The sequence below is a fragment of the Xenorhabdus hominickii genome, from assembly GCF_002632725.1.
GTDB classification, from domain to species: domain Bacteria; phylum Pseudomonadota; class Gammaproteobacteria; order Enterobacterales; family Enterobacteriaceae; genus Xenorhabdus; species Xenorhabdus hominickii.
Genome location: NZ_NJAI01000002.1, coordinates 268,296 through 293,668, shown reverse-complemented (window position 1 = coordinate 293,668; position 25,373 = coordinate 268,296). Strand labels below are relative to the sequence as shown.

Genomic DNA, 25,373 nt, shown 5'->3' with positions numbered 1-25,373 from the left:
ACCATTATCTTGTTTGACAAAGATTAAACATTTATCTTACATATATGTCGCTATTTATTATTTGCGTCGTTTTCCGATGAAAAAATAAACTTTACGAAAAACAGAAGATATGTAAGACGTTATGTAAAAGTATTATATGAGCACAAAATGATAACATTTTATGTCTATAATGCTTTAAACATAATACCTAGAAACTTTTTAACAACCTGAAAACTATTGTCATCCGTAATGAGATTTCAGCATTAAATGTGATACCAGCCTGATTTTAAACTCTCTCCGGTAGCACAATGCCATCGGCACAGTATAAATTGCGCCTATTCTGGTTGTTAGGGGTTATAAAAATAAGCGCTAAGGAGATTTAAATGGCTGATAAAAAAGCTACGTTGAACATAAATGGTTCAGCTGCTATCGAACTAGACGTACTAACGCCAACCCTAGGTTCTGAAGTAATTGACGTTCGTACCCTCGGCTCAAAAGGCTTCTATACCTACGATCCTGGTTTTACCTCCACCGCCTCCTGTGAGTCGAAAATCACCTATATTGATGGCAATGAAGGCATTTTGCTGCACCGTGGTTTTCCCATCGATCAGCTCGCAACGGAAGCAAACTACTTAGAAGTTTGTTACATTTTGCTGAACGGCGAACCGCCGACACCCGAAGAATACGAAAAATTCAAAACTACAGTGACTCGCCATACGATGATCCACGAACAGATTACCCGTCTGTTCCACGGTTTCCGACGTGATTCCCATCCGATGGCTGTACTTTGTGGTGTTACAGGCGCCCTAGCTGCCTTCTATCACGATGCGCTGGATGTCAATAATCCTCGCCACCGTGAAATTACCGCTTACCGTCTACTGTCAAAAATGCCAACAGTAGCAGCGATGTGTTATAAATATTCTCTTGGGCAGCCTTTTGTTTATCCACGCAACGATCTTTCTTATGCGGCCAACTTCCTGCACATGATGTTTTCAACACCTTGTGAAGAATATAAGGTGAATCCAGTGTTGGAACGCGCTATGGATCGCATTTTCATTCTGCATGCAGACCATGAGCAAAATGCTTCGACTTCAACAGTACGTACCGCAGGTTCTTCCGGTGCCAACCCATTTGCTTGTATCGCTGCAGGTATTGCATCCCTTTGGGGGCCAGCACATGGTGGGGCGAATGAAGCCTGTCTGCGTATGCTGGAAGAGATCCAAACCGTCGAACACATTCCTGAATTCATCGCACGCGCTAAAGATAAAAATGACTCTTTCCGCCTGATGGGCTTTGGTCACCGTGTTTACAAAAACCACGATCCTCGCGCTACCGTGATGCGTGAAACCTGCCATGAAGTACTGAATGAGCTTGGCCTGAATGACAGCCTGCTGGAAGTGGCGATGGAGCTGGAGAGGATCGCTCTGAATGATCCGTACTTCATTGAGAAGAAATTGTATCCGAACGTCGATTTCTATTCCGGCATTATCCTGAAAGCGATGGGAATCCCATCTTCCATGTTCACCGTGATTTTCGCTATTGCCCGTACTATAGGGTGGATTGCACACTGGAATGAAATGCATGATGAAGGCCTGAAAATCGCGCGTCCGCGCCAGCTTTATACAGGTCACGACAAACGCGATTTTGAAAGCCAGTTGAAAAAAAAGTAATTTAGACTCTGAGCACACACTATTTGCATTCTGAATAGCCTATTCCTACACCTCTCATGTTAATTCTTATCAAGAAACATCAGGGGTGTAGTTTTCATGGTTCGATATAACTAATTGTTTTAACAACAAAAAAGGATATAAAACCGTTATGATCCTTCCACCAAAACTGTCTATCGGTGAAACGATTGGATTTTTTTCTTCTTCATCACCCGCCACAGCCTATGCCCCTACTCGTTTCGCCAGAAGTGTTAACTACTTAGAACGTCAAGGTTATAAAACAAAAGCAGGAATATTGACCGGAAAAAGTGATTTTTATCGCTCTGGAACTATTATGCAAAGAGTGGAAGAATTTAACGCTTTGCTTCGAGATCCAGAAGTTCGCTGTATTATGTCCACGATAGGCGGGTATAACTCTAACTCAATGTTGCCTTATATTGACTATGAGGCCATTAAAAAAGATCCGAAAATTATTATTGGCTATTCTGACATAACAGCTCTATTACTTGGAATTTATAATAAAACAGATGTTGTGACTTTTTATGGCCCCGCTTTAGTCGCTTCATTTGGAGAATATCCTCCTCTGGTTGATGAAACCTTTGCCAGTTTTTCCCGGATAGTCAGTAATCCCCAATCCCCATTGATTTATCAACAACCTAAATATTGGACGGATGAATATATTGAATGGGAAGATCAAATTAATCCGAAAAATACAGTCCCTAACCAATGGACTTTTGATGGAAAAGGAAAATATCGCGGCAGACTAATTGGCGGTAATCTAAATACCCTTAATGGAATCTGGGGCAGTGAATTTATGCCTGAAATAAAACAAGGCGATATTCTACTGATTGAAGACTGCCATCAAGGGATAGAGGAAGTTGAACGTGCTTTGGCCCATCTGCATTTATGTGGAATCTTTGATAAAGTTTCCGCGATTATTCTTGGAAAACACGAACAATTTAATGATCAGGGAACAGGACGAAGCTCTCTAGATGTTCTTAAAGAAGTTATGAACGGTAAAGAAGTTCCTATTCTGGCAGACTTTGATTGTTGCCATACACATCCGATGTTCACAATGCCGCTGGGTGTTAATGTTGTTATTGATTTTGACTCAGAGTCTGTTTTTCTACCAGAACCATGGTGTTCAAATTAATTATCCCTATCCTATCTTCATCTCTCTGATCCCGCCATATACTCCCTTGGCGGTCTTCCCATTGCTTTACGGAAAAACGTCACAAATGCACTATCATTGGCAAAACCCAGTTCCTGCGCAACATAGGACAACGTTTTATGCTGTGCCAATAACTCTATCGCCTTAACCAATCGCCATTGCTGCCGCCACTGTTGATAATTCATGCCTGTTTCACGCTGAAATATCCGAGTAATGGTTTTCTCACTAGCGCCAATATAAGTCGCAAGCATGTGTAATGATGCTGGCAATTGTTCAAGTGATAAACACGATAAACGCCGATCAGAAGGCAATGGCAACAAAGTTGGCTCTCTACGCGCTTCACGGATCTCATCAAAAAAGACGGCCAGCAAATTTGCTCCTCTTCCCTGATACCAATCAGAATCGAAAGAAGATACCGCAATGCGCTCTAAAAGTGCTTGTAATAATGACGAGGCTTCCATGACTTCGCTTTGCGCTGAAATTAATTCCGTTTCAACAACATCAAGGTAAATAGATCGATATCCTACCGAACCACGCATTTCTGCCCGATGCCATGTTTTGGGCGGGATCCATGCCACTCTAGTTGGCGGCAGAATAGAGATATAATTTTCTAAGGTGATCTTGATACAGCCTCGTTGAGTAAAAAGTAATTGCCCCATATCATGCTGGTGGGATCCCGAATCATGCTGTCCCATTTCTGCTGCAATCCCAACCACAGGAACATTCAAACTGTCGGGATCAAAATGATCACTTTGCCGTAGCCACGCCATACTAAACCCTGCTGACCAAAAGTCCGATTCGATAAATAATTTGTCCTTATTATCATAAAAGGACATCTATAGGAATGCTAATCTTGCGGATTATCACTCAATTATAATCAGAAGAAACATCATGAAAACCAAACCCTCTCTTTGGCTTTCCATCGCCTTACTGATATTCCCGCAGATCGTAGAAACTATCTATAGCCCTGCATTAACTAACATTGCCAATAGATTTTCTGTCAGCTCAGAGCAAGCAGCCCAAACTCTATCAATCTATTTCTTTGCCTTTGCCCTCGGAGTTGTCGTATGGGGACGCATGTGTGATGTGATCGGCAGGCGCCCGACCATCATTACCGGACTATTACTCTATGGATTAGCCTCTCTGCTGGCATTACTGGCCCAACAATTCTGGTTATTGCTAGTTGCCAGAATGTTGTCAGCTTTCGGTGCCGCAGTCGGCTCTGTCGGCACACAAACTATCATGCGTGATACTTACCGTGGTGAAGAATTAACCCGTATTTTTTCTATCATGGGGATTGCTTTAGCCGCCAGTCCTGCTATTGGTATGCTCTGCGGCTCCACATTGAACTATTTTGCAGGTTATAAAGCCGTGTTTGCTGGACTGCTTGCTTTGGCGGTTATCCTAATCTGTTGGTCTATTATTCTCTTGCCAGAAACGCGTCCGGCTAACGTGACAAAAGTAGCTTTATTCCGTACTGCAATCATGATGTCCAAAGATATCTCAATTTGGCGAAATGGGTTTCTGATCGCATTTTTCAATATTTGCCTGTTCAGCTATTATCAGTTAGCCCCCTTTCGTTTTGAACAATTCGGATTATCACAGGAAATATTTGGCTATACTGGCCTGTTATTAACTTTCGGCGTCGGGTTTGGTTCGTTATTAAACAAATACCTATTAAAGAAACAGTGGACATCAACCCAATTAGTCACCCTTGCCTCACAGATGATTTTATTAAGTGGGATCGGTGTATATTTGCTTGAAAATAGCTGGTTCTTTATTTTACCCATGCTGGGAATCGTTATCGCTTATGGGCTTGCCATTCCTAATATATTGGCCTCTACATTGAGCAACTATGCAGATCGGTTGGGTACGGCTGGCGCTTTGCTGGGGCTGTTTTACTATTTGTTGCTGGGCCTCGGATTGGCATTGGCTGGTTGGAGTCAGGCATTAGGTAATGTACTGATCTGTTGTGGAGTCGCAACGGTTCTTTTAGTGCTTATTTCAACAAGAGGAAAATGTTTGTTTCTTATTTTTAGGCGTTCTCAGTACTCATCCAACAAAAATAACAAAATCTAAAAAGCCCCTAATTTTTTGGATAAAAATGAAATCAGGGGTAAACAGATTTTACTTAAATATCAAGCTGGATTAGGAATATCGATAAAAGTCACATCTAACCCATGATGATTCGCCAACCATTCGCCGAGTGCTTTAATACCATAGCGCTCGGTTGCATGATGTCCGGCAGCAAAAAAATGCAGCCCTATTTCACGAGCAACATGAATTGTTTTTTCTGACACTTCACCCGTCACAAAAGCATCAACACCAAACTCAGCAGCCTGTTCAATAAAACTCTGACCGCCACCTGTACACCATGCCAAGGTACGAATTTCTGCGGGGGCATTATCTCCACAATGCAATACGTTGCGCTCCAATCTTTTTTCAAGGCGCTCAGTCAATTCTGCGGGTGTAATAGGCTGATCAAAAGCACCATGAGGAAGCAAAGAATCGATATTACCTATAATCTTCACCCCCATCTGACGTGCTAATTGAACATTGTTACCTAATGTAGGGTGGGCATCCAGCGGAAGATGATAGCCATACAGGTTGATATCATTGCAGAGCAGTGTTTGTAAACGACGACGTTTCATACCACGAATAACGGGTGATTCATTCTTCCAAAAGTATCCATGATGAACGATAACAGCATCGGCTTCGAGACGAACCGCTTCGTCCAACAATGCCTGACAAGCCGTCACACCTGTAACTACCCTCTGAACATGAGGACGGCCTTCCACTTGCAAGCCATTAGGGGCATAGTCTTGAAATTCACGGATATTCAATTCCGTATTGAGCACATGCTCTAATTCAACATTGTTCATCACATTCCCCCTGTTATCTCGCTTTTTCATCTTAAAATCCATTGGGTATAGCATCTTAATAGCGTATAAAACAAAACACCCCGCCAGAATAAACGGGCGAGGTGTCAAAATACTATATTCAAAATTATTCTCAAAACTATATTAAAAACGATATTCAAAATGCGTGATCAAGAAAAACGCTCAGAATAGCAACCTGAAGGATGGTAAGGATCCATAACCCACAGTAATAACACAATATTATCGATTTCTAATACCTGCTGCAATTTCTGAACATTCCAGCCATACAGGCTTATCGCTGGTTTTTAGCCATACTTTATGCAGATAGCTATAAAAACGGGCACGATCACGATGAAATAGCATAACAGGAAGCGCAATGGCACCCAGTGTTATAGCGCCAGTACGCCGCAAGAGAATCTGATGCCAAGAGTAATCACGATATATAGACATTAGAACTCTCCTAATGAGCTGAATTTGTAAGATGTATAAAATTTTATCCGATAAAGTGAAATTTTACTACTCATCAGACCACTTTTTTAGTGGTTTAAATCACTCTTTTTTTCTGTCATCGTAATTTAATTACAAAATTAACACCTAAACAAAAACAAAACCAACAATTTGAAAACAAAAATTTAACCCACCAGAGTTTGCTACACTTGCCCTAATAACGTCTTATCAATTAAGCCCCATTATTTTTATACTTTTTTTACACTTTCAGGCTCTCTTTTAATAATTTCTTTGTATGGTCATTCTTATGCTGTAACTGGTTAGTTATTAAAGAAATAAACAAAGGGATACACTATGAATATATTCCTCATCATTGGCATCTTTCTTGTCATGCTGTTACTGATCTATCTGATTTATGCATTATTAAATGCGGAGGATTTCTAAATGGTGATATCCTCTTTTCTACTGATTACCAGCTTTCTGCTCATTCTGTTCCTATTGGGCAAACCTCTGGGTAACCTGATTGCTACTCTGGTTGAAGGTGAATTACCCCACTGGCTGACAAGAACAGAAACAAGCTTGTGGCGTTGTTGTGGATTACAAAAACCCGGCAGCAGCGTTAGAGAAATGAACTGGTGGCAGTATTCACTCGCCATCCTTATATTCAATATAGCAGGATTATTATTGTTGTTTATCTTACTGATAAGTCAGGGACATCTACCACTTAACCCTCAGCATTTTGCTGGCATGAAATGGGATTTGGCACTGAATACTGCTATCAGTTTTATCACCAATACTAATTGGCAGGCTTACAGTGGAGAAAATACCCTCAGTTATCTGAGCCAAATGATGGGGTTAACTGTCCAGAACTTCCTATCAGCGGCAACAGGAATTGCTGTGGCTTTTACCTTAATGCGGGCATTTTCTCGTCAAGGTATCCAAACACTGGGAAATGCATGGGTCGATATTACTCGTATTACCTTATATCTCTTGCTTCCGCTCTCAATCATCGTTGCTCTGTTCTTCGTCAGTCAGGGAGTTATCCAAAACTTCTCTTCTTATATCCTTGTCCACACGATTGAAGGTCAACAGCAATTGCTTCCTATGGGGCCAGTTGCTTCTCAGGAAGCCATTAAACTCTTAGGAACAAATGGGGGTGGATTTTTTGGGGCAAACTCTGCTCATCCCTTTGAAAACCCCAGCTCACTCAGCAACTTTATACAAATGCTGGCTATTTTCTTGATCCCCTGTGCACTGTGTTTCACATTCGGCCGGGTTGTTGGTGATAACCGTCAAGGATATGCCTTACTCTGGGCGATGAGCATTATTTTTGTTGCCACTACGATATTTGTAATGTATGCCGAAATCGCTGGTAATCCTCACCTCATTCAACCTGATATCAGCAGTCACATGAATATGGAAGGAAAGGAGTCCCGTTTTGGCATCCTTGCTTCTTCCTTCTATAGCGTAGTCACTACATCAGCCTCCTGTGGCGCAGTCAATTCAATGCACGATTCCTTCACCGCATTGGGCGGTATAATGCCACTTTGGTTAATGCAAATTGGTGAAGTGATATTTGGTGGTGTGGGTTCAGGTCTCTATGGCATATTGCTGTTTGTTCTGCTTACCGTATTTATCGCTGGTTTGATGATTGGTCGCGCACCAGAATATTTAGGCAAAAAAATCGATGTTCATGATATGAAAATGATCGCATTGGCTATTTTAGTTACCCCTTCGCTTGTCTTATTGGGAACCGACCTGGCTATTTCAACCGATGCTGGACGTAGCGCGATTGCAAACCCCGGTGCTCACGGTTTCACAGAGGTGCTCTATGCTCTCTCATCCGCAGCCAACAATAATGGTAGTGCCTTTGCCGGTCTGAATGCTAACAACGTTTTCTATAATCTGTTGTTGGGAACAGTCATGTTTCTTGGACGCTTTGGCGTCATTCTCCCCGTTCTAGCTATCGCTGGCTCCATGATTGGCAAAAAACGCCAACCGATCAGCCGTGGAACCTTACCTACCCACGGTTTTCTCTTCATCGGATTATTAGTTTTGGTCATTTTACTGATTGGTGCACTCACTTTTATTCCTGCACTGGCTCTTGGTCCTATCGCAGAACATTTACAACTTTGGCAGTGAGGATGTGAGGTAATTCATGAAAAACAAATCACAAGCGTTATTTAAACCCACTTTAATTCGCCATGCACTTATCGATTCATTAAAAAAATGTCATCCCGCTATTCAATGGCGTAATCCCGTCATGTTTGTTGTCTATCTGGGAAGCTGCTTGACCACCTTCTTGTGGATTAGCATCTTGGCAGGACAATTAGCAGGTGACGCCCTGTTTACTGGCGCCATTACACTCTGGTTATGGTTTACCGTTCTGTTTGCCAATTTTGCAGAAGCATTGGCGGAAGGACGTAGCAAAGCTCAGGCATCCAGCCTGAAAGGGGTAAAAAAAAGCAGCTGGGCGATTAAACTGGCATCCCCCAGTCATGATGCCTCCAAGGAAAAAGTGACCTCTGATACTTTGCGCAAAGGCGATATTGTGCTGGTGGAGGCTGGAGAAATCATTCCTTGTGATGGTGAAGTTCTTGAGGGAGGCGCTTCCGTTGATGAAAGCGCCATTACGGGGGAATCTGCACCGGTTATCCGCGAATCTGGAGGCGATTTTTCTTCTGTTACGGGCGGCACTCTGGTTTTATCAGATCGGTTAATCATTAAATGTGTTGTCAATCCGGGGGAAACGTTTCTAGACCGAATGATTTCAATGGTCGAAGGTGCCAAGCGATGCAAAACGCCCAATGAAATTGCTCTCACAATTTTACTCACTGCACTAACGATTATTTTCCTGCTGGTTTGTGTCAGCCTGTTACCTTTTACCCTATTCAGTGTTCAAGCCAATCAATTCGGATCTCCCATTACGCTCACCGTACTGGTCGCTCTTTTGGTTTGCCTTATCCCTACCACTATAGGCGGATTACTTTCAGCCATTGGTGTTGCAGGCATGAGCCGCATGTTAGTCGCCAATGTCATAGCCACAAGCGGACGTGCCATTGAGGCTGCTGGCGATGTAGATGTTCTGCTCCTGGATAAAACCGGCACAATCACGCTAGGCAATCGTCAGGCATCTCAATTTTTACCTGCCCCCGGTATCACGGAACAACAATTGGCTGATGCAGCCCAACTTTCTTCTCTTGCTGATGAAACACCAGAAGGCCGAAGCATCGTTATCTTAGCCAAACAACGTTTTAATCTGCGTGAACGTGATCTTCGGGCATTAAACGCCACATTTGTTCCTTTTTCTGCCATGACACGAATGAGCGGTGTCAACATTAGCAATCGCATGATCCGTAAAGGTGCAGTTGATGCAATTCGCCGTTACATTGAAGCTAATCAAAGCCAATTTCCAGATGCCATTGATTTATTGGTACAAGAGGTTGCCAACAAAGGGGAAACGCCTTTGGTTGTTGCCGAGAACCAGCGTGTTTTAGGTGTCGTAGCCTTGAAAGATATTGTAAAAGGTGGAATCAAAGAACGTTTCAGTGAAATGCGCAAAATGGGGATCAAAACAGTGATGATCACTGGGGATAATCACTTGACCGCCGCGGCAATTGCAGCCGAAGCGGGTGTTGATGATTTTCTGGCTGAAGCCACCCCTGAAGCTAAACTTGCCCTGATCCGTCAATACCAGTCTGAAGGCCGTCTGGTCGCCATGACGGGTGACGGAACAAATGATGCGCCCGCGCTGGCACAAGCTGATGTCGCCGTTGCCATGAATTCCGGCACACAGGCAGCCAAGGAAGCGGGCAATATGGTGGACTTAGATTCCAATCCCACCAAGCTGATTGAAATTGTACATATTGGCAAACAAATGTTGATGACTCGCGGCTCATTGACCACATTCAGCATTGCCAATGATATCGCCAAATATTTTGCCATCATTCCCGCTGCCTTTGCGGTCACTTATCCGCAACTCAACGCCTTGAACATTATGCACCTTCATTCGCCAGAATCTGCGGTATTGTCTGCTGTTATCTTCAATGCAATCATCATTGTCTTTCTGCTTCCGTTGGCACTAAAAGGCGTCAGTTACCGCCCAATGGACGCATTGTCACTCTTACGCCGAAATCTGTGGATATATGGCCTTGGAGGGCTACTCGTGCCCTTCGCAGGTATCAAGCTCATTGATATTTTACTTACTGTTTTATTTTTTCAATAAGGTGATGAAAATGATCTGGTTACGTACTTCCATTGTCCTGCTGACATTTCTTACTCTCATCACCGGTATTGCCTACCCGCTGCTGGTAACGGGATTAGCAGAAGTTTTATTTCCTCACCAAGCTCAAGGCTCTTTGATTGAGAAAAATGGCAAATTGATTGGTTCTGAATTAATTGGTCAGGATTTTACCAAAGCCAACTATTTTCACGGACGTCCTTCCATGACAGCAGAAATACCTTATAACACGCTATCCTCTGGAGGCAGTAATCTCGCTGAAACTAACCCCATTTTGAACCACCAATTTCATCAAAACATTCTGAAAATACGTTTAATTAATCACTCTGAAAATCGTCCTATTCCTGTCGATCTCGTGACAGCATCCGGTAGCGGACTCGATCCCCATATATCCCCTGAAGCGGCTGAATTTCAGGCACAGCGCATAGCTGACGCTCGCCAATTGCCACTTAAAGTTATCAATAAATTAATTCAGACACACACTGAATCTCCACTGTTGGAATACATGGGTCAACCTGTAGTCAATGTGCTGGAACTTAATCTGGCACTGGATAATCTGAATCCGAAAGGCAGATAAAATATGGATCAAAATGAACCTCAGCGCCCCGATCCAGATAAGCTATTAACGCTGGCAAACAAAAAGCCACGTGGCAAACTCAAAATCTTTTTCGGCGCCTGCGCTGGCGTCGGTAAAACCTACGCCATGCTACAAGAGGCTCAACGCCTGCTGGCTCAAGGACTTGATGTCATTGTTGGTGTCGTTGAAACCCATGATCGGCAAGAAACCGCAGCCTTATTGGAAGGTTTACCCCAATTACCACCAAAGTATTTCCGCTATAACGAACGAAGAATTGCGGCATTTGATATTGATGCTACCCTTGCCCGTCATCCGGCCATCATTCTGATAGATGAACTGGCATTCAGTAACCCTCAAGATTGTCGCCACCCTAAACGTTGGCAAGATGTGGATGAACTACTGGAAGCCGGAATTGATGTCCTGACCACCATTAACGTACAACATTTAGAAAGCCTGAACGATGTTGTCGGCGGTATTACCGGTATTCGTGTCCGCGAAACCATTCCTGATCACATGTTTGATCATGCCGATGAGGTTGTTCTGGTTGATCTTCCTCCTGATGATCTGCGTCAACGGCTCAACGACGGCAAGGTTTATATTCCAGGTCAGGTCGAACGGGCTATTGAACACTTCTTCCGTAAAGGAAACCTGATTGCCCTGCGTGAACTGGCACTGCGTCGTACCGCCGATCGCGTAGATGACCAAATGCGGGCTTTTCGTGATACCCGGGGAAAAGAACCCGTATGGCATACGCGAGACAGTTTACTATTGTGCATTGGTTATAACGCCGGCAATGAAAAGCTGATCCGAACAGCGGCTCGCTTGGCGGCAAAGCTCGATTGTGTCTGGTATGCTGTTTACGTTGAAACCCCCAAGCTACACCGACTGCCAGAGAGCCAACGCCGAACCATTTTGAACGCATTGAAATTAGCACAAGATCTAGGCGCAGAAACCGCAACACTTTCCGATTCCCATGAAGAAAAAGCAATTCTGCGCTATGCAAGAGAACACAACCTTGGCAAGATCCTGATTGGTCGCTATTACGGCGCAAACTCAAAACTCTTTGGCTTTAAATGGCGTTCCGACTTCTCAGAACGACTGGGAAAACTCGGCCCTGATATCGATCTCATTATTGTTGCACTTGAAGACAAAAAACATTGGGATAAAGAGCAACGAGACACCCGAAAATTAAATGAAAAATGGAGAATCCCGCTTCAGGGTTTTGTGATGGCCGTTGTGCTCTGCGCCATTACCACTTTTTTTTCCCGCGTATTTTTATTCGACTTAGATAAAGCGAATCTAGTGACAATCTACTTACTCGGTGTTGTCATTATCGCTCTGTTTTATGGCCGTGGGCCTTCGGTTTTTGCTGCCTTTATCAACATCGCCATTTTTGACATCTTTTTTGTCCAACCGCACTGGTCGCTTGCAGTCACGGACATGCAATACCTGCTCACATTTACCGTTATGCTGATTGTCGGTGTAGTGGTAGGAAATCTGACCGCAGGAATACGCTATCAAGCCAAAGTTGCTCGCTATCGTGAGCAGCGAACGCGGCATTTATACGAAATTACCCGAGAGCTAAGCCGGGCATTGAACAAAGAAGATATAGCCCGTATCAGCTATCACTTCCTGTCCAACAGCTTTCAAGCAAAAACAGGCCTACTGCTGCCTGATAGCCACAATCGTTTATATCAGGTGAAAACCAATAACGGTGGTCAGATGCAAATCGAGGAGGCCATTGCCAAATGGTGTTTCGATAAAAAGCAACCCGCTGGAGCAGGTACAGATACATTATCGGGAGTTCCTTATCAATTACTACCTATCGCTACGCCTTCACAAGTATTTGCCATCCTTGCCATTGAATCCCCTAACCTGCGCCAATTACTGGTACCAGAACAACAACGGTTATTGCAAACCTTCACCGGATTGATTGCCAACGCACTAGAACGTTTACACCTCGCCCACACTGCTGAATCTGCCAAGCTGGAAACCGAACGGGAGCAACTGCGCAACTCGCTACTGGCGGCGCTATCCCATGATTTACGCACGCCATTAACCGTGCTATTTGGGCAAACAGAAATACTGATGTTAGATTTATCCGCTGAAAACTCTCCTCATACCCAACAAGTTAACCAAATTCGCCAACAAATCCTCAGTACCTCCAGGTTGGTCAATAATCTACTGGATATGGCACGCATCCAGTCAGGCAGCATTCAACTCAATCTTGAATGGTATCCTCTGGAAGAGATTGTTGGCAGTGCTTTGCGCTCACTGGAATATACCCTCAACCGTTACACCGTAGAACTTTCCCTTCCGTCCGATTTACTGCTGCATTGTGATGCAGCCCTGCTAGAGCGTGTATTTATCAACCTACTCGAAAATGCCATAAAATATACCCATGAACAGACCCCTCTGGGCATACAAGCTACCATTGAGAAAAAATTTTCTCATACACAGGTGCATATCGAAGTCTGGGACGCAGGAACAGGAATTCCACAAGGGCAGGAACAACTCATTTTCGATAAGTTTTCACGTGCCAGCAAAGAATCCGCTATACCCGGTGTCGGACTGGGTTTGGCGATCTGTCGAGCAATTGTTGAAATTCATGGTGGAAAAATATGGGCGGCTAACAATAAAAAAGGTGGAGCTAGTTTCCACTTTATTCTACCGTTGCAGGAGCCACCAACAATTGAAGATGCTCCTGAGGAAATGTGAGTAAAATTAATTTGAATACAGCCAATGTGCATACAATTAAAAACAATACAGTACTCATCATTGAAGATGAAAAGGAGATCCGACGTTTTGTTCGATTGGCGCTAGAAGGTGAAAATTCTCGTGTTTTTGAGTGTGACACATTAAAACGAGGTTTAATTGAAGCCGCCACCCGTAAACCTGATCTATTAATCCTTGATTTGGGATTACCTGACGGCAATGGCATTGATCTCATCCACGATATTCGTCAGTGGAGCAATATTCCGATCATCGTTCTTTCCGCTCGTGACAGCGAACAAGATAAAGTCATGGCTCTGGATTGTGGCGCGGATGACTATCTGAGCAAACCATTTGGCATCAACGAATTGATCGCCAGAGTGCGTGTTGCCCTCCGTCGCTCATCGAAAACCACTCACTCCGAATCTGTCATTCACTTTTCAAATATTCAAGTTGATTTGGTGAATCGTCGAGTTTTGAAGGGCAACGATGAAATTCATCTGACACCAATTGAGTACCGGCTACTGACCGAATTTCTCACCAACAGTGGCAAAGTACTGACTCAACGCTATTTACTCAGCCACGTCTGGGGGCCAAATTACGTCGAGCACAATCATTATCTGAGAATTTACATGGGGCATCTGCGGCAAAAGTTGGAAGACGAACCTGCCCGTCCCAAGCATTTATTAACAGAAACAGCGGTCGGTTATCGATTTATGCCTTAAGAGTATCGCCCTTAAAAGTAAATACCTTAAAACCATGCCTCAAACTATAGCTTGAGGCATGAAATCAAAAATAGCTATCCGTTACTTCTTACGAACGGGTAGTCCAGTGCCGCGGCTCCCTTCCTGCGGTAAAACCAACACTACGGCTGACCAAGCTGGCATAGCCACTTCACCAGTTTCCATGACTCGCACCCCAGCAGCTAGAGAAGCCTTACCCAATTCACGTTGAATATCATTTAATATCAATCCCTTGATTTTAAGATCTTTCACAGTAACAGACCTCGGTGCAGCATTAATGATCACCACCAAACCATCAAATCGCCCATCATGATCGTGATCAGTTGTATAACCATCATCAATAGTCATTACCAGCAATCCCATTTGCTGATGTGGCCCAACATTAACAAAATCAACGCGCTGTTTGACCGACGCACCATCGCCAAGTGTCATCAATGGTGAAAATTGACGCAAACGCAACAGTTCCTGATAAAAAGCCATCATCTGTAATAATTCACTTTGCTTTGGTTTTTTTACTCTATTTTTCACATGATTAATCAACGGGTAATTCTTGCCATCATGACTATATTCCGGCATACCCACATCATAATTATTATCTTTGTAGTTGTAGCTAACACGATTAAACCAATCACCCGCATCATATGAATCACGGGTAAACGATTTTGAGCGTAATAACTCTGACCCTTGCTGGTCGAAAGCCAGCCCTTGTCCAAGAAATACTGTCGCCAGAGAAATTGCCTGCATACGAACCCTTGTCATCAGATCCGCTTTATGCGCAGCCTTATAATTAATGATATCCCACAATGTCTGGTTATCGTGTTTAGAGACATAATTCAACACTTCAATGGGATCTGAAGCATAACCCGCAGCTACCCCTTTATAATCAATTTCCTGCCCCGTTTTCACTGCCCCATCTTTATCAATCATGACAAAATCAGCCAAATTACCCGCCATGCCCAGACGTATCAGATCCAACAAATGACGTGCTTCATGCACATCTAATCTGGCAATTTCATTCGGTAATGTCCCAGCACCGTTACCTATTCCCTGATTAATGCGAATATCATCCGCAAAATCAAATGGCCCCCCACCACGTACAGCATCTCTTAATCTATCAGAGAACGTACCAACACCAGTGCCGATAAGATTAGTCTGCGACGCCGTTTCGAATCGGTCATCCTGCCCAGCGTTCCAGCCCTCACCGAAAAAATAGATCGAGGGATTAATAGTACGTACTTTTGCCAGTGCCGATAAAATTTGAGCCTTAGGGTGATAGCCCATTAAATCGAAACGGAAAGCATCTATCTTATAATCCTTAACCCAAGTGATCAGTGAGTCTTCGATGAGCTTGGCAAACATGCGATGTTCTGGTGCGGTGTCATAACAACAGGTGCCATTTTCAACATGACCCGTTATTTCATCCAAGCGCTGATAATACCAAGGCACTATCTTATCCAACACCGAAGTTCGGGATGCAGGGCCTGCTGCATTAGTATGGTTATAAACGACGTCCATAATCACGTTCATACCCAATTGCTGTTTGATAGCCTGCACCATAGAACGAAACTCTTTTATTCGCCCTGAACCCTCTGCATCCGTCGCATAAGAGCCTTCCGGTACTGAATAGTGAAACGGATCGTAACCCCAATTATAAGAATCCGTTTTTGCCACCATGGAATTGAGTTCTTGTACTTGCGGATTATTAATATTGTCATCGTGTTGTAATTGCTGCAAAACGTCTCTCACAGTCAATGAACTATGACAATAATCAGCAAAACGGCTATTTTTCACCGTTGGGTTTATTCTGCATAAACGGCTAAAAGAGTGATCAAGATCGGCGATTTTGTGGCTAAATTCATTGATGGAGGCAATATCAAACACGGGCAACAACTCTATATGAGTCACTCCAAACTGACTCAACGCTTTGAGATGTTTGAACATATCACTGTTATTGGCCGTAAGAGCCAAATACTTACCACGCCAAGTTTCTGGCACAGTGCTATCTGCCGCAGAGAGATCACGGATATGCGCTTCATAGATGGCCATACGTGCAATATCCGCTGGTGTATTTTGCAGATGAGGCGTAGTTAGGTTATCCCAATTTTGTGGCTTCAATGCTTCATCATCCAAATTAATGACCTGACTATATTCCGAATTCGTGGAAAGGCTATGAGAGTAGGGGTCAGTCACTTCATATCGTTCCACCTTACGGGAATACGGATGATATATCGTCAAAGCGTAACGGTAATAAGTACCGATTAATCCTTTATCACCTTGCCATAACCAAGAGCCACTCACTGCATCACGTCGCATTGTATGATTGGCTATCATCTGTTTATTCTGATTATAGATAACCAGACTAACCTCTTGCGCAGAGGGTGCCCAAAGACGGAAAATCACACCCATATCATTGACCTGTGCGCCATATTCCAGTGTCTCAGCAATATCAGCGAAACGGTCATCCAACACACCGGCAGTTTGCACTTGGGTTGCTGATAATAACGCGCCTTGTTCATTAGCCGCCAATGCCACCAAATCACCTGTTAGTAATAAATCAATATCCGTATCTTCGGGCAGACTGAATGCCGGCCATGTCGCTAAATGGGGAAATTTCTTTGCTGTTTCGGGACTCAAAACCGTTGGTGTAAGTGACAGATATTCATCGGTAAAATAACCTTGTTCATTGGTTTCAACTTTCTTGTTTTGATTGTGATACAGGCGAATAATGGGTTTACTTGCGCCATCAGGCCATAATAGCGTCCGCCTATCTACCCAATGGGCGGAAGCCTGAGTGATTTCTACCTTGGAATTAGAGATTTCTGCGCAACAATGATAAATTTGCTCACCACTTGATATTTGATTCACACTATTTATTTGATTCACACTATGTGCCATCGGTTTCTCCTGAATATTGAACAAATGATTGTTGTTTTGAGCGCAATTTGTGAGTAATAAAATAAATAAGCAACTGAATAAAATAAGGTAAACCTTTCTCCAAAAATCAGATTTCATGGTTAAACCTTTTTTAATAAAAAAATAACGTCTATCATTTCACTTTTAATAGAAATTAAAATAATGATTAAATATTGTATTAAGCATTTTTTCCTCATCCTTTTATTCATAAAGATGGGGAGGAGGATAAAGGATGAATTATTTTTTTGATGTAACACATAGGATTAATTGAATATGAGTACATGGTTAATTTATGCCTTACTCTCCGCGCTTATGGCGGCGCTGGTAGCTATATTTGGAAAAATTGGGCTACAAAATTTGGATCCAAATACAGCAACTGCCATCCGTGCTGTCATCATGGCATTGTTTCTGGTAGGCGTAGTCGTTGTGCAGGGAAAATTAAATCTCATCAGTGACATTCTCGCTAATCGCAAGGCTCTGCTGTTTATCCTGCTCAGTGGAATTGCCGGGGCACTTTCTTGGTTATTCTATTTTCTGGCGATCAAACATGGCAATGTTTCTCAAGTGGCTCCTATCGATAAACTGAGCGTGGTATTTGCGGTAATTCTGGCAGTCATTCTGTTCAGTGAAAAAATTTCTTTGATAGCTGCCGCAGGGGTTGCACTGATTACCCTAGGTGCTTTGATGGTCGCTTTGGGATAAGCCAATACTTCACATTGCAACCATCAATTGCTATAAAAAGGAAAAGCCGCAGCAACTGCTACGGCTTTCGCTTTTCAAATCAACAATAGAAATCAATTAACCAGCAGCAAATACCTGATTGACGATTTCCTGCGCCTCTTGCTCAATTTTTTCACGATGCTCGGCACCGAGGAAACTTTCACAATAGATTTTATAGGCTTCTTCGGTACCTGAAGGACGGGCTGCAAACCAGCCATTATCACTCATCACTTTCAAGCCGCCGATGGAAGCGCCATTACCCGACGCCGTTGTCAGGCGAGCTGTGATCGGATCACCTGCCAGCATATCTGCCTTCACCATTTCTGGCGATAATTTAGACAACAACGCTTTTTGCTGATGAGTCGCTGCTGCCTGAATGCGGCTATAGCTTGGCGTACCAAAACGGGCGGCCAGCTTGTCATAACGCTGTTGTGGATTCTCTCCGGTCGTTGCAGTCATTTCAGCCGCCAGCAAGCACAGGATGATACCATCTTTATCGGTTGACCACGGTGTACCATCAAAACGGAGGAAAGATGCCCCTGCGCTCTCTTCACCACCGAAGCCCAATTGGCCTTGATATAACCCATCCACAAACCATTTAAAGCCGACGGGAACTTCCACTAACTCACGCCCCAAATCTGCCACAACGCGATCGATCATGGCACTGGAAACCAACGTTTTGCCTACAGCAACGTTTTTAGGCCACTGTGGGCGGTGACGGAATAAATAATCTACCGCCGTCGCCAAATAATGGTTAGGGTTCATCAAACCAGCCGGTGTAATAATCCCGTGACGGTCGTAATCAGGATCATTGGCAAAAGCCAAATCAAATTTACCGCGCAGCTCCAATAACCCGGCCATTGCCCAACGGGATGAGCAATCCATACGAATGACACCATCATGATCCAGCGTCATAAAACGAAATGTTTGGTCAACCTTATCATTTACCAACGTCAAATCAAGATTGTAATATTCCCCGATTCGTTGCCAGTAGGCGATGCCCGAGCCACCCAGTGGGTCAATGCCAATTTTTAGACCTGCTTTCTGGATAGCTTCCATATCCACCACTTCACCCAGCGCAGTGACATAAGGATCGATCAAATCCTGTGGGTGCAGATATTCGCTTTTCAATACCTGCTCATAAGGCAGTCGCTTAACCCCGTTGAGATCATTCGCCAGTAATTCATTGGCTCGCTGTTCGATGATAGCGGTAAGATCCGTATCGGCGGGCCCGCCATTAGGCGGATTATATTTAATGCCACCGTCTTCTGGCGGATTATGGGATGGCGTGATCACAATGCCATCAGCCAAATTTTTTCCCTGACGGTTGTAACATAAGATGGCATGGGAAATAGCAGGTGTCGGCGTAAAACCGTTATTCTCCTGCACAATCACATCCACGCCATTCGCAGTCAACACTTCCAATACAGAGATAAATGCCGCTTCAGAAAGCGCATGAGTATCTTTCCCCACATAACATGGCCCGGTAATTCCCTGCTGCAAACGCACTTCCACAATTGCCTGAGAGATAGCCAGAATATGTGCTTCATTAAAACTGTTGCGCCCAGCGCTCCCACGATGACCGGAAGTACCAAATTTGACTTTATGTGCCGGATTTTCAGATTGTGGTTGCAGAGTGTAATACTGTGAGGTGAGCTGTGCGACATTAATTAAATCATACTGCTGGGCAAGCTGCCCTGCTCTTGGATGGATTGCCACTTTTTTCTCCTAAGAGAGACCGCACTGGCTTATCCGACAGTGCAGTATAAATAAAATGAAGCGGTTTAAAACAGCTAACTAAATTAGAGTCAACTAAATTAGATCGTGCCACACACTTTTTCAATCAAATTTGCCGGGAACTTCATATCCTGCATAACATGTTCGATCATGCTACGTTTACGGTCAGTGTTGGTATTTGTGATCACCCAAAAAGGTGTACCGGGGATATGACGAGGCTTGGTTTGCTTGCCGCTAGCCAGCAAAGTATGCTCATCGCCAGCAAAATAGGTGCGGGTACGACCATGCATCGCTTCCGTTGTGCTGGAAAAACTCTCACTGTTCAGACTATACAGCGTAGACAGAATGAGCATAAAACGTTCAACAGATTTTTTCTTTTCGGCGTACTCATCAGAAAGCAGTAATTCGCGAACAACACGAACTGCATCACGGGAACGGGCAACTGGGGCTTTAACAGCGGATGTAGGATCGTTGGCAGACTGTGTAATTTGTACTGGCTGCCCGGCGTCCAATTTCAATATGCGCCGTAAAATATCAGATGCACTTTCACCGATATGCAGGGTTTGGCTTGCAATAAAGCGGTAAAGGTCTTCATCAACTTCTATCGTTTTCATTTCTATCCAGTACTGTTCTTAATGAAAAAATTATTCTGAGATTATAAGATATAATGCTACAAAACAAAACAATTAAACTTTCAATAACTTAAAGTGATTCTTTTTAAAATTGGCAACCTTCATAAAAACGACTCTCCTCTAAAATAAATCAATCAGTTACAACTATTTCATCCTATTGAGTTTGTCACTGTCTGCATGTCATGATATTAAACAACACAATATTAAACATTGTATGAATGGTATTAAATTCAGGCAAATCATGAAATCAAATAGTCAATTAAATTATCATTTCCACACACCGGAAAATCCACAATCCTCCACGCCTATTGTTCTGATTCATGGACTTTTTGGCGATTTAAACAATCTAGGAGTATTAGGGCGCGATTTACAACAATATTATCCTGTCATTCAAATCGATGTGCGTAATCACGGTATTTCACCACAAATGGAAAACATGGATTACAACGATATGGCGCAAGATGTTCTGGCTCTCCTTGATAAGCTTAATATGCCCAAAGCCACTATTATTGGGCATTCCATGGGTGGAAAAATCGCCATGACCATGACGTCTGTTGCACCAGAACGCATTGAAAAAATCGTAGTGATTGATATAGCTCCCGTCGCTTATCCTATTCGCCGCCATGACAGTATTTTCGCGGCACTGAATAACGTCACATCAGCAGGAGCACAAAGCAGACAAGCAGCGACAGAGATTATGCGCCAAGATATTCAGGAAGATGGTGTCATTCAGTTTTTGCTGAAATCATTCCGTCAGGGAGAATGGAAATTCAATCTTCCTGTACTGCAACAACAGTATGAAAAGATTACCGGTTGGGAGCGCATCCCCGCGTGGTTACAGCCCGCCCTGTTTATTCGCGGTGGAAATTCGGATTACATCACTGAAGAATACAGGGAAGATATCATCAGTCAATTTCCACAAGCGACAGCATGGGTTGTAGCAGGTTGTGGGCATTGGGTTCACGCTGAAAAACCTGAAGCAGTACTTAGAGCAATCCATCGTTTTTTGGGAACAAAATAATTATGTTATCAGCCCACTCAACGTGGGTTGATAATAAAATCCAATACATGCTCAATATTACCATCAATAAATTACTTTACTGCTAACAAGTGTATTTTATTTACTTTTTTAAATCAGCCGAAATAATAGAACCCAATATAAAAATAATTATATAGAATTTATTACCAATGCCTTAACATGCAGTAAACAAATAAGCACCAAGATAATACTTTATAATATACTCACTCTTATTCAATAATAATACACGCCGAATAAATAAAATACCCTAAAATTAATTAAGGACAAATAACAATGAAAGATAAAGCGATATATAATCCTATTGCAGATCTCTACGAAAGTTTTTCAGATTCCGCAGCCCAAATCAACGTAGAAGTCCGAACTATCCTCAATCTATCAGGCGATATTCAAGGAAAATCAGTGTTAGATTTAGCATGTGGATATGGTCTTTTCAGTCGGGAATTCAAGAAGCACGGTGCATCAAAAATTATTGGTGTTGATATATCAGATAAAATGATAGAAATTGCCAAAAGAAAATCGCAAGAATATGATGACGGAATAGAATTTCATATAAGAGATGTCTGCAAGATGGAGTCATTCGGGAAATTTGACCTAATAGTTGCGGCCTGGTTATTCTGCCATGCGGAATCAATTGAAGAACTTGAAATGATGTTCCGTGCAATTGCAGATAATCTTACTCCTTCCGGTAAGCTAATCGCTTATACACTTGAACCTGATTATCGATTAGAAAAAGGGAACTGTGAAAACTATCTCTTGAATATTCTTAGTGAAGAACCTATTCAAGACGGAACTCTCCTGAAAGCTGAATTTCTTACTACACCACCCACTCCTTTTACGATGCATCGTTGGAGCCGTGAACAGTACAAAGAAGCAATGAATAAATCAGGTTTAAAACAAATTGAATGGCATAAACCCATGCTGTTACAGAGCGATATTGATAGCTACCCTCCTGGTTTCTGGGATAATTTTCAACAAAACTGCAGCGATGTTGCGCTGGTTTGTCAATTTTAACAATATACTGAAGCCGTGTAATTACACGGCTTTGCATAGAAATATTTTTTGAATGGTTACTCCTTAACTGTAATTCATGTTAAATCTAAATAATATTACAATTTTAAAATTGCTTATATTTTTTGTTCTGGATTGGGAACCTAATTTCTATTATCATAATTTATGATAAATCACGATACTGTTATTAGGTATATAAAAAAGTGATTTATTTATAATTACAATGTACTGCAATCAATATTTTTAATGCAGAAAATATTATTATTCATTATAAAAGCAAAAACCCCGCTATTTTCAACGAGGTCTGTCAGTGTTCTGAAAAGCCTATAATAAGAAGCTTTCCGGCAGATTTATCCGGTGGGCAGAGACAGCGAGTAGCACTCGCCAGAGCATTGGTCGGAGAGCCCTCATTACTATTGGCTGATGAACCTACTGGCAACCTGGATCAACAGACAGCAGAAGAAATTTTATTGCTACTTTCTTCTCTTCACACAGACAACGCTATGACGCTGGTCGTAATAACGCATGACCCTATGGTTGCGAACCATATGCAGCGTGAATTACGTATAATTGATGGTCAGTTGCATGAAACCAGAGGGATGACAATTCATGCATAATAACCGTCAGTCCGGCAACTATGGTATGTCGGCATTAATGATATGGAGAGAAGCCTGGCGTAACTTAATGGCAACGGGGAAAAGTACCCTCCTTGCTTTATCTGGTATTGCTATTGGTTGCGCATCTATTGTGGCATTTGTTAATACCGGGCATAACACCTCACTTGCTGCGTTGAAGATGTTCAGCGGGCTTGACATCAACGTCATTACAGCAAGTCTGAACTCCTATAATCATGGGGTTGATAGTACATCAATTAAAATGACCGACCTAACAACAGCTATTCCTGGTTTATCTTCAGCAGCACCGTGGATCTATTTTCCTTCTCCTGGGCGCTATAACGGGAAAACAGAAACATTGACCATGATAGGCTCCTCCGCGGAACTTGAGAAAGTCATGCAATTGCAACTTCGTCATGGCCGATTCATCTCTGATTATGATCAGCACTCTTCTTATCTGGTCATGGGTAATGAAGTGGCCGTTACTCTTAGTCAAGGGAACGTATCCCAGATAATTGGCAAGCAGATTCAGCTTGGCAATTATTTATACACAGTGATTGGTGTTTTCGATATAAAAGGGCAAAACCCCATCTTCCTTTTTCTCTGGATTCAGTGGTGATTGTTCCAATAAATGCCATGCGTAAAATATCACCCAATACGGATCTCGCACCATAACGACCGCAACCACAGAAACCGATGCAAAAGATTTATTGGCGTTGCTCAAGCGTAAGTTTCCAGCGGTTGAAATTGATGTTCGGGTTGCTCAACAACTACTAAAAGGGCAGGCAGATCAAAGCAAAACCTTTTCTTTCATGTTGATCGGGTTGGCGGGCATTTCGCTACTCACCGGAGGCATTGCAATTTCAAATGTCATGCTTATGAATGTTTCAACCCGACGTAAAGAGATCGGGTTACGTATGGCTTTAGGTGCAAGATCCCATGATATCCGCCACCTTTTTTTGTATGAAGCGGCTGCATTGACATTTGCCGGTGCAATCCTTGGTACACTAGCAGGTGTCATCGTCTCCTTTCTTTTTGTACTTTATTCTGGATGGTCATTTTCTCTAGCCCCTTTATCTATTCCTTTAGGAATCGGTAGTTCAATTGCAGCAGGGCTTATTTCCGGCTTTTATCCCGCGCATAAAGCCTCACAGATGGAACCCGTACAGGCATTACGTGATGATTAAAAAATATTTCCTTTATGGCTCTCTGATCTTGTTTTTCCTTTTTCCTCGAACAGGATTTTCTGCATCTGAACAGAAATCATTAGTTTTATCAGAACCTACATCGAGAAGCCTCAGAAGAGGCTATAGGCCTGTCGTTGAGCGATGATATATGGCTTGGTTTAAGAAATAACTACGCGATCCGCAGTGTTTATCTGGATCGTATCGCCCAGAAATTTGATTTGCGGGTGGCAGAAGATCGATTTACACCAAAGCTACAGCTAAGTGGGAGTTACATTGCTGGTAAAAATCAGGATGCCAATTTTAGGAAAACTAACCTTCAACCTAATGCCACACTACTCACTCCTCTGGGAACTCGTTTCACGCTTTCCTGGACTCGTGATAACACTAAATCGGGGGTAAACAATTTTCACAATGACGGTGCAAGTATTACTGTATCCAAGTTATAAGGGACCGTTCCCTCGGTAAAGTTATAACTTGTACTGTGTATTCCTGAGGCTGTGATCACAGCCTGCTCCACCATTTTCGGTGAATTTTCTGCTACCTTGAGTTGGCGCAATGGCTTACCTTCCACACTCATCCAACATCCTTGACCTTTTGATGCATAAACAACGGTTGAAAGCGCGGGAAAACTCATTACCCCATCGTCATAAGCGACCTGTCGCGATGTTATTTGTTTTGGCGAGAGCTTTTTAATGTACGCATCACCGTATTGATGCCAATACTTAGCACACGGCCGGTGTGTCTCACGCCAGAGCCATTCATTGCCATATCCACAATTTTTTCTTTCATACCCGGTTTATGCCCGTTGTAACGGTAGTTGAGTTGAAAGGTTCTTTGGCAATCTTTGCAATAGTAGCGAGGAAAGCCCGCTTTACCTGTTCCGTGTTTACGTACGGGGTCAGTTTGGCTGCAATATCGGCAGGCCACTTCTATCGTGACAGTCATGATGATGTTCCATTAAAAAGCATAAGAATATCAAATTAACGCTTTGAAGTCATGACTGGATTTCTTTATGAATAATTAAACTTATCCATCGTTTCCATTTGAAACAAGGAGATAATCATTGATGTCGAAAGCTTGTTTTATTGATGAAGCATTTGAGGCATAT

20 protein-coding genes and 3 pseudogenes are annotated in these 25,373 nt (G+C 42.9%); 16 read left to right on the top strand and 7 right to left on the bottom strand.

Annotated elements, in window-relative coordinates; all coding sequences use genetic code 11:
* The first annotated feature begins 362 nt into the window (after positions 1 to 362).
* Together Xhom_RS08515 and Xhom_RS08510 are read left to right on the top strand one after the other, a co-directional pair.
* Positions 363 to 1,649, top strand: coding sequence for a citrate synthase (locus tag Xhom_RS08515; protein ID WP_069316521.1), 1,287 nt, complete (start codon positions 363 to 365; stop codon positions 1,647 to 1,649).
* Positions 1,650 to 1,797: 148 nt separating this feature from the next.
* Positions 1,798 to 2,799 (top strand): S66 family peptidase, encoded by a 1,002-nt coding sequence (locus Xhom_RS08510; protein ID WP_069316522.1) that lies wholly within the window; start codon positions 1,798 to 1,800, stop codon positions 2,797 to 2,799.
* 17 nt (positions 2,800 to 2,816) lie between these two features.
* Here the strand turns inward: Xhom_RS08510 and Xhom_RS08505 are convergent, their stop codons facing one another.
* Positions 2,817 to 3,587 (bottom strand): AraC family transcriptional regulator, encoded by a 771-nt coding sequence (locus Xhom_RS08505; protein ID WP_069316523.1) that lies wholly within the window; start codon positions 3,585 to 3,587, stop codon positions 2,817 to 2,819.
* A 121-nt stretch (positions 3,588 to 3,708) separates the two neighbouring features.
* Here Xhom_RS08505 and Xhom_RS08500 point away from each other — a divergent pair, with 121 nt between their 5' ends.
* Positions 3,709 to 4,896 (top strand): MFS transporter, encoded by a 1,188-nt coding sequence (locus Xhom_RS08500; RefSeq protein WP_084023102.1) that lies wholly within the window; start codon positions 3,709 to 3,711, stop codon positions 4,894 to 4,896.
* 59 nt (positions 4,897 to 4,955) lie between these two features.
* Here the strand turns inward: Xhom_RS08500 and Xhom_RS08495 are convergent, their stop codons facing one another.
* Both Xhom_RS08495 and Xhom_RS08490 read right to left on the bottom strand, forming a co-directional pair.
* Positions 4,956 to 5,699 (bottom strand): type 2 GTP cyclohydrolase I, encoded by a 744-nt coding sequence (locus tag Xhom_RS08495; protein WP_069316524.1) that lies wholly within the window; start codon positions 5,697 to 5,699, stop codon positions 4,956 to 4,958.
* A 237-nt stretch (positions 5,700 to 5,936) separates the two neighbouring features.
* Positions 5,937 to 6,146 carry a YbfA family protein gene (locus Xhom_RS08490; RefSeq protein WP_069316525.1) on the bottom strand — a complete coding sequence of 70 codons (210 nt, stop codon included), beginning with the start codon at positions 6,144 to 6,146 and terminating at the stop codon, positions 5,937 to 5,939.
* A gap of 351 nt (positions 6,147 to 6,497) precedes the next feature.
* Here Xhom_RS08490 and kdpF point away from each other — a divergent pair, with 351 nt between their 5' ends.
* From kdpF to kdpE, 6 genes are read left to right on the top strand one after another with little or no spacing between them, the layout of a single operon-like run.
* On the top strand, positions 6,498 to 6,587 hold the full coding sequence (gene kdpF, locus Xhom_RS45805) for a K(+)-transporting ATPase subunit F (protein ID WP_069316526.1): 90 nt from the start codon (positions 6,498 to 6,500) through the stop codon (positions 6,585 to 6,587).
* On the top strand, positions 6,588 to 8,285 hold the full coding sequence (gene kdpA / locus Xhom_RS08480; protein WP_069316527.1) for a potassium-transporting ATPase subunit KdpA: 1,698 nt from the start codon (positions 6,588 to 6,590) through the stop codon (positions 8,283 to 8,285).
* A 16-nt stretch (positions 8,286 to 8,301) separates the two neighbouring features.
* The gene (gene kdpB, locus Xhom_RS08475; RefSeq protein WP_069316528.1) at positions 8,302 to 10,368 is read left to right on the top strand and encodes a potassium-transporting ATPase subunit KdpB; all 2,067 of its coding nucleotides are present in this window, start codon (positions 8,302 to 8,304) and stop codon (positions 10,366 to 10,368) included.
* Between the two features lie 10 nt (positions 10,369 to 10,378).
* A complete protein-coding gene (gene kdpC, locus Xhom_RS08470; RefSeq protein WP_069316529.1) occupies positions 10,379 to 10,960 on the top strand; it encodes a potassium-transporting ATPase subunit KdpC in 582 nt (193 codons plus the stop codon).
* A gap of 3 nt (positions 10,961 to 10,963) precedes the next feature.
* Complete coding sequence (gene kdpD, locus Xhom_RS08465) at positions 10,964 to 13,678, top strand: two-component system sensor histidine kinase KdpD (RefSeq protein ID WP_069316530.1); 2,715 nt, start codon at positions 10,964 to 10,966, stop codon at positions 13,676 to 13,678.
* A gap of 26 nt (positions 13,679 to 13,704) precedes the next feature.
* Positions 13,705 to 14,397 (top strand): two-component system response regulator KdpE, encoded by a 693-nt coding sequence (gene kdpE / locus Xhom_RS08460; protein WP_069318459.1) that lies wholly within the window; start codon positions 13,705 to 13,707, stop codon positions 14,395 to 14,397.
* 81 nt (positions 14,398 to 14,478) lie between these two features.
* On the opposite strand, the gene pulA is transcribed toward kdpE, so the two are convergent.
* Positions 14,479 to 17,310: a pullulanase-type alpha-1,6-glucosidase gene (pulA, locus tag Xhom_RS08455; RefSeq protein ID WP_069316531.1), complete on the bottom strand. Its 2,832-nt coding sequence runs from the start codon at positions 17,308 to 17,310 to the stop codon at positions 14,479 to 14,481.
* 291 nt (positions 17,311 to 17,601) lie between these two features.
* On the opposite strand from pulA, the gene Xhom_RS08450 reads away from it, so the two are divergent.
* Positions 17,602 to 18,030, top strand: coding sequence for an EamA family transporter (locus Xhom_RS08450; protein ID WP_069316532.1), 429 nt, complete (start codon positions 17,602 to 17,604; stop codon positions 18,028 to 18,030).
* A gap of 96 nt (positions 18,031 to 18,126) precedes the next feature.
* On the opposite strand, the gene pgm is transcribed toward Xhom_RS08450, so the two are convergent.
* The gene (pgm, locus tag Xhom_RS08445) at positions 18,127 to 19,767 is read right to left on the bottom strand and encodes a phosphoglucomutase (alpha-D-glucose-1,6-bisphosphate-dependent) (protein ID WP_069316533.1); all 1,641 of its coding nucleotides are present in this window, start codon (positions 19,765 to 19,767) and stop codon (positions 18,127 to 18,129) included.
* Between the two features lie 98 nt (positions 19,768 to 19,865).
* The gene (gene seqA / locus Xhom_RS08440; protein ID WP_069316534.1) at positions 19,866 to 20,399 is read right to left on the bottom strand and encodes a replication initiation negative regulator SeqA; all 534 of its coding nucleotides are present in this window, start codon (positions 20,397 to 20,399) and stop codon (positions 19,866 to 19,868) included.
* 259 nt (positions 20,400 to 20,658) lie between these two features.
* On the opposite strand from seqA, the gene ybfF reads away from it, so the two are divergent.
* From ybfF to Xhom_RS08415, 6 genes and pseudogenes are all read left to right on the top strand, one after another.
* On the top strand, positions 20,659 to 21,438 hold the full coding sequence (gene ybfF, locus Xhom_RS08435; protein WP_069318460.1) for an esterase: 780 nt from the start codon (positions 20,659 to 20,661) through the stop codon (positions 21,436 to 21,438).
* A gap of 291 nt (positions 21,439 to 21,729) precedes the next feature.
* Entirely contained in the window at positions 21,730 to 22,467 is a 738-nt protein-coding gene (locus tag Xhom_RS08430) for a class I SAM-dependent DNA methyltransferase (RefSeq protein WP_069316535.1), read from the top strand.
* A 326-nt stretch (positions 22,468 to 22,793) separates the two neighbouring features.
* Positions 22,794 to 23,081, top strand: a pseudogene (locus Xhom_RS08425) (ATP-binding cassette domain-containing protein); the annotation flags it as partial.
* Entirely contained in the window at positions 23,074 to 23,697 is a 624-nt protein-coding gene (locus Xhom_RS36525) for an ABC transporter permease (RefSeq protein WP_232326322.1), read from the top strand. The pseudogene Xhom_RS08425 and the gene Xhom_RS36525, both read left to right, overlap by 8 nt.
* Before the next feature lie 97 nt (positions 23,698 to 23,794).
* Positions 23,795 to 24,265, top strand: coding sequence for an ABC transporter permease (locus Xhom_RS36520; RefSeq protein WP_244590776.1), 471 nt, complete (start codon positions 23,795 to 23,797; stop codon positions 24,263 to 24,265).
* A pseudogene (locus tag Xhom_RS08415) lies at positions 24,258 to 24,699 on the top strand (TolC family protein); the annotation flags it as partial. The gene Xhom_RS36520 and the pseudogene Xhom_RS08415, both read left to right, overlap by 8 nt.
* A 227-nt stretch (positions 24,700 to 24,926) precedes the next feature.
* On the opposite strand, the pseudogene Xhom_RS08410 reads toward Xhom_RS08415, so the two are convergent.
* Positions 24,927 to 25,210, bottom strand: a pseudogene (locus Xhom_RS08410) (IS1-like element transposase); the annotation flags it as partial.
* Positions 25,211 to 25,373 lie beyond the last annotated feature (163 nt).